This is a genomic window from Desulfarculus baarsii DSM 2075, assembly GCF_000143965.1.
GTDB lineage: Bacteria > Desulfobacterota > Desulfarculia > Desulfarculales > Desulfarculaceae > Desulfarculus > Desulfarculus baarsii.
Genome location: NC_014365.1, coordinates 3,113,915 through 3,130,021 on the forward strand (window position 1 = coordinate 3,113,915; position 16,107 = coordinate 3,130,021).

Consider the following 16,107-nt stretch of genomic DNA (forward strand, 5'->3'; position numbering starts at 1 on the left):
ATGGCTCAGAAAACGCCCGTTTGGCCGCCTTCCAGGGCGGCCCGCACCGCCGCCAGCAGCTCTGTCCGGCGGAAGGGTTTGGCCACGTAGCCTACCGCCCCGCCTTCCAGGGCGGCCTGGACCTGGCCGTCGGCCGCGTAGCCGCTGGCGATGAGCACCCTGGCCGCCGGGTCGCCGGCCATGATCGCCAGCATGGCCTTGCGCCCGCCCATGCCCGGCATGCTCATGTCCATGAGCACCAGGTCAAAGCCCGCCTCGTCTTGCCGGTAGGCCTCAATGGCCAGTTCGCCGCTGGCCACGGCGCGCACCTGGTAGCCGGCGCTTTCGAGCATGCGCGCGGTGACGTCGCGGATGGCCGCTTCGTCGTCGACCAGCAAGAGACGCTCGCGGCCGCCGACGACCGCCCGCGCGGGCGCGTCGGCCTCGACGGCCGGCGTCGACTGGCTTTGCAGGGCCGGAAAGAACACGGTGAAGGTCGTGCCCTGGCCGAGCTCGCTGTGGCAATCGATGTGGCCGCCGTGGCCCAGGACAATGCCGTAGACCGTGGCCAGGCCCAAGCCGGTGCCCTTGCCCTTGGGCTTGGTGGTGAAGAAAGGCTCGAAGATGCGTTCGATGGTCTGGCGGTCCATGCCCTGACCAGTGTCGGAGACGCTCAAGGACACGTATTGGCCCGAGAACGTCCGGCCGCAGGCCAGACAGGACCGGTTTTCCACCACGACATTTTCGGTCCTTATGCGCAGCAGCCCACCGTCGGGCATGGCGTCGGCGGCGTTGACGCCCAGGTTTAGCAGAATCTGCTCCAGTTGGTTGGCGTCGGCGTTGATGGGCCGCAAGCGCCGGATTAGCTCGAGTTCCAGGCCGATCATGCGCGGGATGGTTTTTTCCAGCAGTTGGGCGGCCTGGCTGACGGCCTGGTTCAAGTCCAACGGCCTGAGGTCCACCTCGACCTTGCGGCTGAAGGTGAGGATCTGGCGCACCAGTTGCTTGCCTCGTTCGCCGGCCTTGACGATCTGCTCCAGGTCGGCGGGATTGGCGCGCTTGGTTTTGGCGTCTTGCAGGGCCATTTCGGCGTAGCCCAGAATCGCGCCAAGGATGTTGTTGAAGTCGTGGGCCACGCCGCCGGCCATCACGCCGATGGCCTCCATCTTGCGGGCCTGCATGAGCTGGCCTTCCAGCTTGACCTTTTCGGCCTCGGCCTGCTTGCTCTCGGTGATATCGCGCGAGAAGCTGGCGATCTGGGCCACCTCGCCGTCGGCGCCCGGCACGGGGAACATGCGGATCATGTAATGACGGCCGTCGCGATCTTCCTCGAAAACCGTGGGCTGGCCGGTCCTCAGGATGTGTTCGACCTTGGCGCTACGGATCCTGGCCGTCTCCGGCGGCAGGCGCTCGCACAGCGACTGACCCACCAAGTCCTCGGGCCGCAGGCCCCGGCGTCTGGCCCCGTGCTCGTTGATGGCCAGGATCGTGCAGTCGGGGTCCAGGAGGATCACCGAATCGGAGGTGGCGTTGAACAGGGCGGTGATGCGCCGGCTGCTCTCGCGGATGCGCTCCTCGGCCAGCTTGCGCTCGCTGATGTCGCGGGCCAGGCTCTGGGCCAGCCGCTGGCCGCCCACCTCCAGCAGGCCCACGCTCAGCTCCACCGGCAAAAGCGAGCCGTCTTTTTTGCGATGGCGCGTCTCGAAGCGTTGGCCGTGGCCAGGGGTCAGGCGTCGCCAAAGCTCCTCGTAACGCCCGCCGGCCATGGCCGGGTCGATATCGGCGATGGCCATGGCCAGCAGTTCGTCGCGTTCGTAGGCCAAAATGGCGCAGGCGGCGCGGTTGACGTCCTGGATGCGCCCTTGCGCGTCGGTTAGAAAAAAGGCGTCGGCGGCCTGATCCACCAACGAGCGGAAGCGGGTTTCGCTGTCGCGCAGGGTGGTTTCGGCCTGTTTGCGGGCGGTGATGTCCACGTGGGTGCCGATGATGCGCAGGGCAAGGCCGTCGGCGGCGCGCTCCACGGCCTTGCCCCGCCCCAAAATCCAGCGCCAGGCGCCATCGGCGGCGCGCGCGCGAAATTCGATCTCAAAGCCCGGGACGCGGTTTTCCACGCAGTCCTGATTGGTCCGCGTGGCCAGAGCGCGGTCGTCGGGATGCAACAGATCGGACCAATCCTGAATCCGTTGGCCGGAGCGGTCCGGGTCGTAGCCCAGCATGCGCCAATAGCCGGGGCTGTAATAGACCTCGCCGCTGGCCACGTTCCAATCCCACAGGCCGTCGCTGGTGGCCTCCATGGCCAGGCGGAAGCGCGTCTCGCTGTGGCGCAGGTCGTCTTCCAGGGCGATGCGCCGGCGGTCGGCCAGGTAGACGGCCACGCCCACCAGCCCCAGCAGCAACGTGGCCGCCACCACCGCCAGGCCAAACTGCAAATCCAGCCGGCGCGACAGCTCCATGACGTGGCGCTGGGCCTGCAGATCGATGGCGTCGGCCCGCCGCTCCAGGTCATTGAAGGCCACGCGCAGGGCCACGGCCTGGCCGGCCTTGGCCTGGCCGGCGTTTTTCCAGCGCTCCAGGCTGGCGTCGAAGGCGTCCACCTTGTGGCGAAATTCCTCGGCCGTTTGCCCTTCCACGCCGGCCTGACGCTGGAGGGCGTCCTCGAACGAGGCGAGGGCCTGGCGCAACAGGGCCACGCCCTCGGCCTGACCAAAGGGCGCGCCGGGCTCCTCGCCCAGGCTGAGGTGCAAAAAGCCCTTGCTCAGGTCGATGCGCGCCTGGCGGATGTTTTCGAAACGCCCCAAGGCGGCGCGCATGGTCTCGCGGCCTTGGGCGTGCATCCAGGCGATGGCCGCGCAGATCAAAAACGCCAGCAAGAATACGCCCCAAATCCACAGCGGCGAATGGCGCGGACGGCCCGAGGCCGATCGCTGGCCGGTTTTGTCGGCGGCGCTTTTCATCGGCTTGGCTGCTCCCCATCCGACGCGTGGCGGGGCAGTTCGGCATCGGTGAAGCCGAACCTGGTCATCAGCGCCAGGTGTTGCGGTCCGCCGACGTAGTCCGCCAGCACCGCGTTCCAGGCCTCCAGCAGGCGACGATCGGCTTTGCGAAAGGCGAAAGCGCCCAGACCCGTCTCGCCGTCGCGGGGTGCGTGAAATGGTTCGGCCGCCTCGGTCCGGCCCGTCGGGCCGGTCATGGCCAGCCAGCGCACCGCCGGCGACGAAAGGGCCAAGGCGTCGGCCGCGCCGGACTCCACGGCCGCCCGGCCGGTGAGCGCGTCGGGCACGGTAACGAGCTGGGCCTGGGCCGCGCCCATGCGCCGCAGGGCCTGCTCCTCCACCGAACCGGCCAGGGTGGCTATCCTGATGTCGGCCAGCGCCAGGGCCTGCCTGTATGAATGGAGCCCCCGCGGGTTGCCCCGCGGCGTCAACAAGCCCGGGCGCACCTGAAAGGTGGGCAGGGAAAAACTCACCCGGCGCGCCCGCTGGGGCGTGACGAACATGCCCGCGGCGACGACGTCGATGCGTCCGGCCTCCAGTTCGTCGATGAGCGAGGCGAACTCCACCTGCCGCCACTTGACGCGGCACAGGCCCAACTTCGCCGCCACATACTTGGCGACTTCCGGCGATTCACCGGTGACTTGGCCGTCAGCGGCCAGAAAGGCGTAGGGCGCCTCCACCGCGTAGCCGATGCGGATCACACCCGAATCGCGCACCAACTCCCACGAGGAATCATTGGGCATGACGCCGACCACGCCGACGGCCAAGGCGGCGGCCATGGCCAGGCCGATGCCCCCGAACAGCGCGATTCGTTTCATGCCAGCTCCGCCGCCCACGAGACGCCCCCCTTCCATCGCCTGGCTCGCCAAGCGCCTTGGTAATCATTATGCCACAGGCCGTGGGCGCTGGGCGCTTTTTAGACCCACCAGCGGCCACCGCGCCGTGCGCTTGTTTTGGCCGCGCCCCTTGACGGGCGGCCGCCTCGACGCTATTATGACTGACATGTCAGTTATCAAACGCAACAAGGAAAACACCGAGGCCGCCCTGCTCGCGGCCGCCGTCCAGACCTTCCAGGAGGTGGGCTACGCCAAGGCCAGGGTCTCGGACATCGTCGGCCGTTGCGGCTTGTCCCAGGGGACGTTCTATCTCTACTTCAAGTCGAAGGAAGACATCCTGCGGCGGGTGTTGCGCGACTTCATGGAGCAGATGAACCAGGCCCTCGACGACGTGGACAACATCTTCGACGGCCAGACCAGCCGGGAAGTGCGGGCCAGCCTGAGCGCCTTTCTGGAAAAAGTGCTGCTGGTGCATCAGCGCAACCTGGGCCCGGCCGAGATCCTCTGGCGCGAGGGCTTTGGCCACGGCGGCGTTTTCGCCGAGCTGCACGCCGAGATTTACGCCTATTTCCTCGAGATAGTCCAGGCGCGCATGGCCGAGGCCGTGGGCAAGGGCCTGATCCGCGACGAAAACATCGAGGACGCCTCGGTCTTTCTCATCAGTTTGTTTGAACGAAGCTCGTTTTACTTCATGATAGTAAAGGGCGCGCCCGACATTCCCCGCCTGGCCGCCAGCATGGCCAGGTTCATCTTGCACGGCCTGCTGCCCGAGTCCAAGGCCCAACCCGGCAACCACCAAGGCAAGTGACGGCAATGGCAAAGCAAACACCTCCGCGCAAAGTTTCGGCCCTGTCGCTGCATGGCCTGGTCATGCCCGTGGCCCGCAGGTTCTGGCTGGTGATGGCCATCATCGCCCTTGTCACGGCGGCCTCCGCCTACGGCCTGAGCCTCTTGGTCACCGAAAACGACCTGATGTACATGATGCCCGAACAAAACCAGGCCAAGATCGACTTCCTGGACGCCGAGGAAGACTTTGGCGATTCGGTAGGCATCGTGGTGGCCTTCGGCGCGCCGGGCGGCATTTATCAGGGCGATTTTCTGCGCCGGGTGGAAGACCTCAGCCGCCAGGCGCTGCAACTGAACACGCGATTGTTGGCCCAAAAACTGCGCGCGGCGGTGGCCTTGAGCGAGGATCAATCGCTGATGGTGGCCGCCTGGCTGCAAAGCCTGGCCTCGGACCCCAGCTTCGAGCCGGCCGATTTCGGCCAAATGCTGGCCGACCAGGACGCCACGGCCGAGGGCCTGAGCGATTTCGCCCCGCCGTTTTTGCGCGTTGACGACCCCGAGGAACTGGCGCGCGCCACGGCTGAAATCCTGGCCCGCAACGCCGGCAAGGCGGCGGCCATCCTGGCCGTGGCCCAGCAAACCACCGACCGCCGGGGCAAGGAAAAAAGCCGCTGGGTCGATCGGGTGGTCGGCCTGACCCAGACCGAATCGGCCTGGCCCGAGTTCGTCGATCGCCAGCCGCTGCTGGAGTTGCTGGCCGGCTGGGGCGTGGCGTCAAGCCCCGGCCTGGCGGCGCTGCTGGATAGCGCCCTGGAGCGCGGGGTGAGTGATCCGGCCGCCCTGGCGGCGTTGTTGGCCGACAAGGATGGCCTGGTTAGGGATGGCGCCTCGCCGGAGGCGGTCGAGGCCCTGGCGGCGGCCCTGAGCCCGGAGCGGGCCCAGGCCTTGCTGGCGGCCATGCGCCAAGCGCCCAAGCAGATCCGCGTGGCCAAGATGATCGACCTGGACGGCAAGGCCACGCCCGAGGCGGCCCAGAGCCGTCGGCTGGAGCTGCGCCTGAAGTCGTGGAGCTTTTTCAAGGGCGCGCTGCGCGCGGCCGACGACAAAAGCACGCTGCTGCTGATCCAGACCGCGCCCAACCTGACCAAGGAGTCACGCGAGGAATTGCTGGTCATGGTCAAGCAGTTGATCGAGCGCGACTTTGGCGAGACCGACTACGGCGTCTATCTGGCCGGCGAATCCATCGTCGATCACCAGATCTCACAATACATGGCCAGCGACATCGCCCGGCTGTTGCCCATCGTGGTGGCGGTGGTGGCGATATTTTTGTATTTCAGCCTGCGCGGCCTGGCCGGGGTGATCTATCCACTGGCCACGGTGCTGCTCTCGACGCTGTGGTGCCTGGGCTTCATGGGTTTCGTTGGGCTGCCGGTGTCGATCGTGGGCACGGTGCTGCCGGTGCTATTGGTGGCGGTCGGTTCGGCCTATGGCATACATTTCGTGCATTATTTCAACATGATGCGCAACAACGGCCTCTCGCGCGAGGAGGTCGTGCGCCGGGCCATCGACACCACCGGCCTGGGCGTGCTCATCGCCGGGTTGACCACCGTGGCCGGTTTCGGCTCGCTGGGGGCCAACGACATCATCGCCCTGCGCGACTTTGGCCTGGCCATCGCCGTGGGCGTGGCCCTGGCCCTTTTGACCTCGCTGTACATGATCCCGGCGCTTTTGATCAAATTCGGCGCGGGCAAAAAGCCGGCCCGCCCGGCCGACGCGGGCAACGAGGGCGGCGGCGGGCTTTTTATCCGGTTATCCGACTTTTGCCTGCGCCGGCCGTGGTGGATCGCGGGCTTTTTCGCGGCGGTGCTTTTGGCCTCGGGCGTGGGGCTTTCGCGGCTGACGGTCGAGATGAACAACATGAATTTCTTCGAACCCGACGCCAAGCTGCGCCAGGACAACGACTTCATCAACCAGCACCTGGCCGGCACGGTGGGCCTGCGCGCCGTCTTCGACACCGGCCGCGACAACGGCGCGCTGGACCCGGAGCTGCTGGGCGTGCTGGAGCGCCTGGCCCAAGACATCCCCGCCGACAATCCCGAGGTGGGCAAGGTCATCAGTGTGGTGGATCTGATCAAAAAAATGAACCAGGCCTTCCATTACAACGACCCGGCCCATTATCGCCTGCCCCGGCCCGAGGATCTGGAAGGCGCGCGCGACGCCCAGGCCTTGCTTGGCCAATACGTCTTTTACGTCGACAAGTTCGGCCTGGCCGACCGCCGGGCGTTCATCGACCAGCAAAAGCGCGTGGCCGTGCTTAGCATCCAGGTGAAAACGGCCTCCAGCTCGGTCAGCAGCCGCATCAACAACTATATCGCCGAAAAGCTGGCCGGGCCCCTGGGCGAGACCTTGCGCCAAAAGGGCGTCAAGGTCCGCGTCACCGGCATCGGCGCGCTCTACAAAGAGGCCTCCGACCTGCTCATCCGCGGCCAGATGTGGTCGGTGGCCTCGTCGATGGCCATAGTGCTGGTGCTGGTGGCCCTGGCCATGCGCTCCATGGGCCACGGGCTGCTGTCGATCCTGCCGCTGAGCGTCACGATCATCTTCAACTTCGGCCTGATGGGTTTTCTGGGCATCGCCCTGGACCCGGGCACGGCCATCACCGCCTGCGTGGCCGTGGGCATCGGCGTGGATTACTCCATCCACTACCTCAACCGCTATCGCCTTTGCCGCCAGCAGGGCATGGACCACTTCGCCGCGGCCAACGAGACGGCCCAGGGCTCGGGCAAGGCCATCGTCATCAACGCCGTGGCCGTGGCGGCGGGCTTTTTGGTGCTGACGTTTTCTTCGTTCGTGCCGCTGTTCAACCTGGGCATCCTCATCGCCCTGACCATGATCCTCACCGCGCTGGGCTCGCTGACGCTGGTCCCGGCGCTTCTGACCATCGCCAACCGCAAGCGGGGCTCTGGCCGACCTGCCGCCGAGCCCGCCACGAAAGGGGTAACGGCATGAAAAAGCTGATCTTCGCCCTTTGCGCCCTGGCCTGCCTGATCGGCGGCCAGGCCCTGGCCGCCGAGATCCCGGCCTACGACAAGGCCAACGAAGCCACTGACGGCCGGCTGATCGCCGACGAGGTCGACCAACGCAACCGGCCCAAGCAAGACCTGATCTCCTTTGCCGTGATGACCCTCAAATCCGGCGAAAGCGTCAGCGACACGCGCAAAATCATCATCAAGCAAAAGACCTATGGCGACGTGCAGCGGCTGTTGTTCCGCTTCATCGACTCGCTCAAGCGCGGCACCACCTTCCTGACCATCGAGCACAAGGACGCCGACAACGAGCAATATCTCTACATTCCCTCCATGGGCCGGCCCCGCCAGGTGGCCACCGCCGACCGTCAGAACGACTTCGAGGACACCGACTTCACCAACGAGGAGTTGGGCGGCCGCAAGATCGACGACTACACATACCTGCGGCGCAAGGACGCCAAGCTGCGCGAGGTGAATACCTACGTCATCGTGGCCACGGCCAAGGACAGCGGCGCGCGCTATCCCAAGTACGTGGCCTGGATCGACCAGCAGAGCCTGGTGCCCTTGCAGGTCAAGGTCTACAACAAGGACAACAAGCTGCAAAAGGTGCTGGTGGCCGGCGACGTGCGCAAGGTCGGCGGGATTTATCTGCCCTTCACCACCGTGGGCAAGGATTTGCTGCGCGACCACAGCACCATCGTCAGCGTCAAGGAGGCCAAGACCGACACCGGCCTGGACGAGTTGCTCTTCGATAAGGAAAAGATGGGCGACGCCTGGAGCGAGTCGTTCTAAGCCGGCGAGCGCCCGGAGGTATATCATGGCCAAGCTGCTGAAATCATTGTTATCATTGCTGGCCGTGGCCGCCACGGTTCTGGCCCTGCTGGCCGCGCCGGCCTGGGCCGAGGGCGAGGAGCCCGCCGACGAGGACTTGAGCGAGTTGCTAAACGAAGCGCCCGACGCCGCCGGCCTGGGGCAAGACGAGTCCGGCGGGCCTTGGGGCGTACGCTTCGAGGGCGAGTTGCGGGCCAATGTCTGGTATCAATACGGCGGCGAGCACGAGTGGAAAACCACCAACCGGCTCGATCTGCTGGCCGAAAAGCAACTCGATGCGCTCAAGCTGCTGGGCCGGCTCAAGCTCGACTACCAGAACCTGCAACAAGAGCCCGACTTCCGCGCCGACCCCCGCGAGCTTTACGGCCAATATCGCCTGCAAGCGAGTTGGTTCAACTATCTGGACCTGACCGCCGGCAAGCGCATCCTCTATTGGGGCAAGGGCGACGAGATCCGCCCGGTGGACATCGCCAACCCCGAGGACATGACCAGCTATCTGTTCTACCTGAAAAACGAGCGCAAGACCGGCGTGCTGGGCCTGTTCGCCGACTGGGCCATCAACCGCTTCGTCATCGTCGAGGCCTTTTGGTCGCCATACTTCCAGAAATCGTGGACGCCCGACCTGGGCGACTATTTCGAGCCCCACGCCCTGCGCGCCCTGCATGACGCCGGCGTTGGCGAGGGCTCGGCCATCGCCCCGGACAGCTTCAGCGACATGGCCTCGGCCGGCGGCCGGCTCAAGCTCTCGGTGGAGCGCTTCGACATTGGCCTCTACGCCTATCAGGGCTACAGCAACATGCCCACCTACGAGGTCAGCGCCCTGGCCCGGCACCCGCTCTACGGTCTGCCGATCATCCCCACCCAGGTTTCGCCAAAGTATTATCGCACCACCATGTACGGCCTGGATTTCGAGCGCGCCCTGGGCGATTTCGTCTTTCGCGGCGAGTTGGCCTGGTTCGCCGACGGCAATCAGGCCAACATCGACTGGGCCCACGACCCCACCCTGCTGCTCAAGCGGCCCAGCGGCGTCGAGGAGGCCCAAGAGCTGCAATACGTGGCCGGCGTCGACAAAAACGACTTGTTCATCAGGCACTTGTACGTCAACGTACAATACGTCGGCCAGTATATCCTCGACTACGAAGACTACTTCACCGAGGACCAGGCCACCCACGGCATGACCCTCTCGACGCACTACTCCATGTTCGACTCCAAGCTGAAGTTCCGCTACTGGCTGGTCTGCGACTTCACCAACCACACCTATCGCAACCTGCTGGAAGGCACGTACAAGATCAACAACTGGTCGGAGGTCTCGCTGGGCACGATCTTCTACGACGGCGACGCCGACACGCTCTTTGGCCAATACGACAACAAGGACTACGTTTACACCCAGCTCAAGCTCATCTTCTGAGCGCCCGCGCGGGCGAGGCGAAAGCCGGGGAGCGCGGCCGCGCTCCCCGGCTTTTTTCATGCGCGAAGCCGCCCCTGGCCTACCTGGCTGGGATATCCGGCACCGTGAACAGGCTGGGGCTTTTGAGCAAATCGCCCGGCGTGACGAAGTTGGCCTGGGCGTATTGGCCCAGCCAGGCCAGGGCCGAGGTGCGCGGCATCCCCCTGGCCGGCGCGTGGGCCGGGTCCACGGCGCGGCGGAGCCTGTCGCCGAACTTGTGCATGATCCCGTCCAGATCGGCGAAGGTCACCGTCGGCCGCGCCTCCCGCCACGCCGCGTCAGGGTCGTGGCCGAGTTGACGCTGGTACTGGCCCAGGAGCTGGCCCAGCTCGGCGTCGGTGGGCTCGGGTTCGTCGCCCAGGAAACGCGCCTGGCTCACGCCCTTGGTCAGCCAAGAGCGGGCCGGCGCGGCCTGGGCCAGGGCCAGCAGGCTGCGCGGATGGGCCCCACCGCCCACCGGCGTCGGGGCCTTCAAGCCCAGGCCCCGCGCGCCCATCGGCGCCGGGCCGGCCTGACGACGCTGGGCCACCTCGATGACGTAGGGATCTTCCAGGGCCGGGTCGGCCTCGTCGTGGCAGCGGAAAACAAACTCCGAGCAGATCATGGGCTCCCTCTGCCCGGCCACCAAGCGGGCCAGCAAGGCCAAGCCCTTGCGCAACAGCCCGTCGACCAGCTCCGCCACGATCGGGGCCTGGGGGATGTTTCTGACGATGGACAACAGCGCCAGCATGAGTATCTGCTCGTAGGCGTAGCGCTGGCCCTGGTCCAGATAGTCGCGGGCCTTTTCCAGCACGGGCTCCATCGTCTCCGGCCGCGAACTCAGCCGCCGCACCCAGATCTGGCTGCCCTCCACGCTCTGGGCCAGGCCTTGGCGCGCCAAGCCCTGGGGCAAGGCCTCGCCGACGGTGGCCTGGCCCAGATAAAGCCCGGCGTGGTTGACCTCGGAGTTATCGAAGAGCCTGATGGCCCACGAGATCAAGCCCTCGCCACGATAAAGCAGCACGTCGCCCGGGCGCAGCGTTTCCTCGGCAATGGTCATGGCTTTGCTCCACGTAAGGGGTTGCGTCCGCGGGCGACGTCGTCGCGCCGGGTCACGCCCGGTCAGTCGAACTTGGCGGCCAGGCTCCGGCCGTAGTCCAGGCAGCGCTCCAGGGCCGGCTGGTCCGGGTTCCACATCTCGCGCAGGCCATCGTCGACCAGCGCGAAGCCAGCCTCTTGCAGGCGGCCGGCGATCAGCTTGACGCTCTCGCCGCTCCAACCGTAGGCCCCGAAAGCGGCGGCCTTTTTGTTCTTGAACTGCAAGCCGCGGATCATCTCCAGCAGGCCGGCCACGGCGTGCAGCAGGCCCCGGTTCATCGTCGGCGAACCAACGACGATGGCCTTGGAGCGGAAGACCTCGGTGATGATGTCGTTCCAGTCGCCCCGCGCGCAGTTGCAGACCTTGACCGTCACCCGCTCGTCGGCCTGGCTCAGGCCCTGGGCGATGGCCTCGGCCATGCGGCGGGTGCCGTTCCACATGGTGTCGTAGATCACCGTGACTTGATTTTCCTGATAATCGGCGGCCCACTTGGCGTATTGATTGACGATCTGCAAGGGGTCGTCACGCCAGATCACGCCGTGGCTGGGGCAGATCATGTTCACCGGCAGGTTGAAGCCCACCACTTCCTCGATCTTTTTGGCCACCATCTTGCTGAAGGGCGTGAGGATGTTGGCGTAGTACTTGATGGCCTCTTGATAAAGTTCGCATTGATCGACCAAGTCGTTGAAGGGCCGCTGGGCGGCCACGTGCTGACCAAAGGCGTCGTTGCTGAAAAGCACGCCGGCCTCGGTCAGGTAGCAGAACATGCTGTCGGGCCAGTGCAGCATGGGGGCCTCGATGAAAACCAGCTCCATCCGGCCCAGGCTCAGGCGCTGGCCGGTCTTGACCACCTGGAAATTCCAATCGGCGTGATAGTGGCCCTTGAGCGACTTGACGGCGTTGGCCGTGCAATAAACGGGCTTGTCGGGGATGAGCTTCATCAGGGCGGGCAACGCGCCGCTGTGGTCGGATTCGGCGTGGTTGGCGACGACAAAGTCCAGCTCGTTGAGGTCGATCTCGCGGCGCAGGTTTTCCACGAACTGATCGCCGAAGGGCCCCCATACGGTGTCGATCAAGGCGGTTTTGCCGTCGCGCACCAGATAGGAGTTATAGGTCGAACCGCGTTTGGTGGTGTACTCCTCGCCGTGAAATTTGCGCAGTTCCCAGTCGATCTGGCCGACCCAGCGCACGTTGGGGCAGACATCAAAAGCCATTGCGAAACCTCCAGTTTTTGCTTGCCTTGCGCTTTTTCCACAGACCAGCCGGCGGCGCGGGCTCAGATGGGCGGGGCAATGGTGACCAGGGCGCGCAGGCGGGTCTTGGCCCGCAGGCCGTGGGGCTCGGCGATGTCGCTGATCAGCACGTCGCCGGCCGCGGCGGGCAGCACGCCGTCCTTGGCCAGAAACTCGCCCTGGCCCTCCAGGATGACGATGCTCAGTTGCCCCTCGATGTCGTGGGAGTGCACGGGCAGTTCCTGGCCCGGCTCGAAGTTGAAGTTGATGATCTTGAAGTGAGGCGAATCGTGGACCAGCAGCTTGCTCATGGCCTCGGGCCGGAATTTGCCCTCGGTGAACAGCGCCACGTGTTTCATCGGCGGCCTCCTTGCGTTAAGCGCGTGGGCCGCGCGGGCGGCCCCATCTGCTTTCAGGTTGCAAGATGGCGGCGGGGAAATCAAGCCCAAACCGGCGAAAAAGCAAACGCCCCGCCGGGCATGGCCGCCCAAGCGAGGCGTCGGTGTTGATCCGGGCGGCCGCGGCCGCGCCGAAATTTCAGGAAACCCGCGCCAGATTTGTCCCCACCACCTGGCACAGCCGCGAGTTCGGCCCCAGCTTGCCCCGGGCCATGCCGTGGGCGGCGCGGTAGTGCTCCCTGGCGGCGCGGCAATCACCTTTCAGTTCTAAGACGATGCCAAGATTGTTCATGATCTTGACCTGATAGCACTCCAGGCCGATCTGGCGGACCTCCTCCAGGGCTTGCTTGAGCTTGCCCAGCGCCCCGTCCAGGTCGCCGCTCTGGCAGGCGGCCATGCCGCTGCGATGCAGGTTGATGATTCTTTTGGCTCTGCACATAATGTCCCGTTATATCATGGTGATGGGTTGGCCTGGCCGCTGGCGGCCTAGAGCGAGCTGGCCACGCTGTTGGCCCAGTCGATGACGTCGTCGGCGTAGTCGTCGGGGTCGCCGTCGATCTTCAGGCCGCTGACGACGACATCGGCCCCCAGGGACTTGCACTTGCCCTCGATGGCGTCCACCGCCCCGCAGAAATGCTCGTAGCTCTTGTCGCCGCAGCCGAACACGGCCACCTTCTTGCCGTCCAGGTCCAGATCGTCCATGGTCTCGTAAAACTCGGCGAAGTCTTCCTGCAACTCGATTTCGTCGTCGCCCCAGGTCGAGCTGCCCAGGATGAACACGTCGTAGGCGGCCGAAAAGTCACTTTTGCTCACCGAGGTCACGTTCTTGACCTTGGCCTCTATTTTGTTCTCGGCCACGGCCTTGGCGATGACGTGGGCCACGCTTTCGGTGTTGCCGGTGGTGGAGCCAAAGACGATCAGGGCTTTTGCCATTGTTTACTCCTCGGGTTGGTGGGTCCAGCTAATTTAGTTGCTTCTTATTAAATTAGGTACGATTAAAAAATAGCCCATCCTCCGAAATGCGCAAGTCAAAAAACCAGCCCACGGCTATTTTTTCGCCGGCGACAGGCACGAAAAAAGGCCCCGGGGCAAGCGCCGGCGGCGTCGCCCGGGGCCAGGGCCAAGGCCCGGGTATGGCTACGGTTTCACGGTGAAGCCCACGGAGGCGGCGATGTAGACGTCGGTGCATTTGCCGGCCAGGTCTTTTTGCCCGTCCGCCACGCGCTGGTGATAATAGATGTTGGCCAACCACTGGCCGGCCGCCGGCATGCGGAACTGGGCCACGCCGTCGATGACATAGGCGGCCAAATGGAATTTGTCGGGTTGGCCGAAGGCGTTGCTTTCGCAGGTCAGGGTCGGGATGGCGGCGGGGCTGGCGGTCAGGGGCTGGCCTTTGTAGGTCACCTTGAAGCGCACCAGGTCGTTTTTCCGCACGTTGGAGAGGTCATCCAGGGGGACGATCTCCAGTTCGTGGCCCAGGGCCTTGGGCTCGGTCCATTTCTTGATGCCAAAGAAGGCCTTGGCGTAGGACTGATATTTGATCGACGAGATGACCTTGCCCAGGTTGGCGATGGCGTCCATGGGTTTGGGGGCCATGGCCTGCTGGCCCTTGTCGTCGAGGTAAACGGTGAAGAAAAGCGGCTCGGAGGCGGCCACGACCTGATACGTCCCCGGCCCGACCTTGTCGGTGAGGGCGATCTTGCGCAGGCCCAGGTCACCCTGCTGCACGGTCAGGCCCGTTGGCGTGGGCTTGATCGGCGGCACGGCCGGATCGGGCAGGCCCAGGTCCGAGCTCTGGCCCTTGGGGTCGACCAGGACGTAGCTTTTGATCCTGATCACGCCGGCCTCGCTGGTCAGCAGATCATCCAGCGGCAGGACGTGGCCAAAGCCCAGCAGGCTGGTGACATGCCCCGGCGGATGGGTCAACGACTCGTTGAGCAGCACCCAAAAGCTGTGGGCCATGGCTGGCTGGGTCCACAACACGCCGGCGGCCATGGCCAGCGTCGCGATGATTTTTTTCATCTCCTCAACTCCCGCTGATTTTGGTTATCTGGGCCCGTCCGCCGTGGCCACGTGGCCCGGCCCGCCGTCCATGACGATGCGATAGGGCCCCTTGGGTTTGTCAAAGGTGATCTCGCCCTCGTCGTCGGTGCGCCCCTTGAACAACACCCGTCCCTGGTCGTCCTCCAGGCGCACTTCGGTGGCCGGGGCGGTCACGCCGGTTGAATACATGCCCTGGGCGCTGACGGTGCCGTCGCCGTTGTCGATGACGGTCATGAACAGGGTGTGCGCCTGGGCCGCGCCGGCCAGGCACAGCACGATCAGCGCCGCGCCGATTGTTCGCCAAAACATTCGTTTCCCCCGTGTCGCAGGCGTTCTCGGCGGCCTTGGCCGTCCGTCGTGGCCGGCCAGCCGTTCGTTTCCTTGTATATCCTAAAAAATTTAGGCTTGCAAAATTATTTTACCAAGAACCTGTCCGGCCGGGACACTGACCCATGAGCTGGCCCCGTGGGGCCACGGCGCGACGGGTTGTCGAGGCGGTGGCGACGACGTGGCCCATCGATGGTCCACGCCGTCGCCGCGATCGTGGTTTGCCGAGCCGGGCAAGATCAGGGCTGCACGTGGAAAGTGTAGCTGCTGGCGTAATGTATCGTCATGCATTTGCCCTTCAACGCGGACAAGTCGGCCCGGCGGGCGACGTCCTCCTGCATGCGCGCCTGCATCAACCATTGCCCGGCCGCCGGCATGCGGAACGCGCAGCGCCCGTTTTCCAGATAAGACATCAGAAAGGTCTTGTCGGAAGCGCCAAAGGAGCCGCTTATGCCGGTCAAGGAGAACATGCCGTCAACGCCGGCTGAAAGAGGCTTGCCCATGAAGGTGACTTCGAACTCCACTACATCGCCGACCTTCACGCGGGAAAGGTCGCTCACCGGCGTTATCTCCAAGTCGTAACCCAGCTTGGACGGCCCTGTCCACTTACCCACAGCAAACGATGTTTTGGCATTGGATTTGTATTGCATGCTCATGAGTATTTTGCGCGGATTTTCGATTTCGTCCATGGGAATCATCCCCGAGACGCTCTTGCCATCGGCGCCGATCCACATGGAAAAAAAAGCGTCTTTGCCCGCGGCTGCCACTTGATAGGTTCCCTCCAGCGACTCCTTTTTCAGGGCCATCTTGCAGACGCCAAGCTCGCCGGTTATCACATCAACCCCGGCCTTGGTTTTGATGGTCGAGATATCGCATTTGGGCTTGGGGAGTTCGGTTGTCGCATTGTTGGGATCGACAAGAATATAAGAGGAAAGTGACAGGGCGCCGTGCTTTGTCGTCAAAAGATCGTCCAGGGGAGCCAAATGACCGAAACCGATGCAGGCCAGCACGTGACCCGGAGCGTGAATGTTGTTGTGGTAGGCGTTCACCCAAAGGCCATGGGACATGGCCGGCCCGGCCAGGCACAAGGCAATGAGCGCCGCGATTGAGCATGAAAACGCCTTTTTCATT

At 64.8% G+C, this 16,107-nt stretch carries 14 protein-coding genes; 4 read left to right on the forward strand and 10 right to left on the reverse strand.

The window, feature by feature from the left end; translation table 11 throughout:
• Nucleotides 1-5 precede the first annotated feature (5 nt).
• Both DEBA_RS14030 and DEBA_RS14035 read right to left on the reverse strand, forming a co-directional pair.
• Nucleotides 6-2,933, reverse strand: a complete 2,928-nt coding sequence (locus tag DEBA_RS14030; RefSeq protein ID WP_013259610.1) for a PAS domain-containing hybrid sensor histidine kinase/response regulator — start codon at nucleotides 2,931-2,933, stop codon at nucleotides 6-8.
• A complete protein-coding gene (locus DEBA_RS14035) occupies nucleotides 2,930-3,790 on the reverse strand; it encodes a transporter substrate-binding domain-containing protein (protein WP_013259611.1) in 861 nt (286 codons plus the stop codon). The genes DEBA_RS14030 and DEBA_RS14035 overlap by 4 nt, the downstream gene beginning before the upstream one ends.
• A gap of 184 nt (nucleotides 3,791-3,974) precedes the next feature.
• On the opposite strand from DEBA_RS14035, the gene DEBA_RS17355 reads away from it, so the two are divergent.
• Genes DEBA_RS17355 through DEBA_RS14055 form a run of 4 tightly spaced genes read left to right on the forward strand, consistent with a single transcriptional unit; the run spans nucleotide 3,975 to nucleotide 9,859 of the window.
• Complete coding sequence (locus DEBA_RS17355; RefSeq protein ID WP_013259612.1) at nucleotides 3,975-4,616, forward strand: TetR/AcrR family transcriptional regulator; 642 nt, start codon at nucleotides 3,975-3,977, stop codon at nucleotides 4,614-4,616.
• Between the two features lie 5 nt (nucleotides 4,617-4,621).
• Nucleotides 4,622-7,603 carry an MMPL family transporter gene (locus DEBA_RS14045; protein ID WP_013259613.1) on the forward strand — a complete coding sequence of 994 codons (2,982 nt, stop codon included), beginning with the start codon at nucleotides 4,622-4,624 and terminating at the stop codon, nucleotides 7,601-7,603.
• Nucleotides 7,600-8,412 carry an outer membrane lipoprotein-sorting protein gene (locus DEBA_RS14050; RefSeq protein WP_013259614.1) on the forward strand — a complete coding sequence of 271 codons (813 nt, stop codon included), beginning with the start codon at nucleotides 7,600-7,602 and terminating at the stop codon, nucleotides 8,410-8,412. Before DEBA_RS14045 ends, DEBA_RS14050 begins: the two co-directional genes overlap by 4 nt.
• Before the next feature lie 25 nt (nucleotides 8,413-8,437).
• Nucleotides 8,438-9,859, forward strand: a complete 1,422-nt coding sequence (locus DEBA_RS14055; protein WP_013259615.1) for a hypothetical protein — start codon at nucleotides 8,438-8,440, stop codon at nucleotides 9,857-9,859.
• 79 nt (nucleotides 9,860-9,938) lie between these two features.
• On the opposite strand, the gene DEBA_RS14060 is transcribed toward DEBA_RS14055, so the two are convergent.
• From DEBA_RS14060 to DEBA_RS14095, 8 genes are all read right to left on the reverse strand, one after another.
• Nucleotides 9,939-10,937: a C40 family peptidase gene (locus tag DEBA_RS14060; protein WP_043814603.1), complete on the reverse strand. Its 999-nt coding sequence runs from the start codon at nucleotides 10,935-10,937 to the stop codon at nucleotides 9,939-9,941.
• A gap of 62 nt (nucleotides 10,938-10,999) precedes the next feature.
• Nucleotides 11,000-12,190, reverse strand: a complete 1,191-nt coding sequence (locus DEBA_RS14065) for an anaerobic nitric oxide reductase flavorubredoxin (protein ID WP_013259617.1) — start codon at nucleotides 12,188-12,190, stop codon at nucleotides 11,000-11,002.
• 62 nt (nucleotides 12,191-12,252) lie between these two features.
• Nucleotides 12,253-12,567 carry a cupin domain-containing protein gene (locus tag DEBA_RS14070; protein ID WP_013259618.1) on the reverse strand — a complete coding sequence of 105 codons (315 nt, stop codon included), beginning with the start codon at nucleotides 12,565-12,567 and terminating at the stop codon, nucleotides 12,253-12,255.
• A 178-nt stretch (nucleotides 12,568-12,745) separates the two neighbouring features.
• Nucleotides 12,746-13,045, reverse strand: a complete 300-nt coding sequence (locus tag DEBA_RS14075; RefSeq protein ID WP_013259619.1) for a tetratricopeptide repeat protein — start codon at nucleotides 13,043-13,045, stop codon at nucleotides 12,746-12,748.
• Between the two features lie 47 nt (nucleotides 13,046-13,092).
• Nucleotides 13,093-13,539, reverse strand: coding sequence for a flavodoxin (locus tag DEBA_RS14080; RefSeq protein ID WP_013259620.1), 447 nt, complete (start codon nucleotides 13,537-13,539; stop codon nucleotides 13,093-13,095).
• Between the two features lie 204 nt (nucleotides 13,540-13,743).
• Nucleotides 13,744-14,628, reverse strand: coding sequence for a DUF4198 domain-containing protein (locus DEBA_RS14085; RefSeq protein WP_013259621.1), 885 nt, complete (start codon nucleotides 14,626-14,628; stop codon nucleotides 13,744-13,746).
• 24 nt (nucleotides 14,629-14,652) lie between these two features.
• Nucleotides 14,653-14,958 (reverse strand): hypothetical protein, encoded by a 306-nt coding sequence (locus tag DEBA_RS14090; RefSeq protein WP_013259622.1) that lies wholly within the window; start codon nucleotides 14,956-14,958, stop codon nucleotides 14,653-14,655.
• A 257-nt stretch (nucleotides 14,959-15,215) separates the two neighbouring features.
• Nucleotides 15,216-16,106: a DUF4198 domain-containing protein gene (locus DEBA_RS14095; protein ID WP_013259623.1), complete on the reverse strand. Its 891-nt coding sequence runs from the start codon at nucleotides 16,104-16,106 to the stop codon at nucleotides 15,216-15,218.
• Nucleotide 16,107 lies beyond the last annotated feature (1 nt).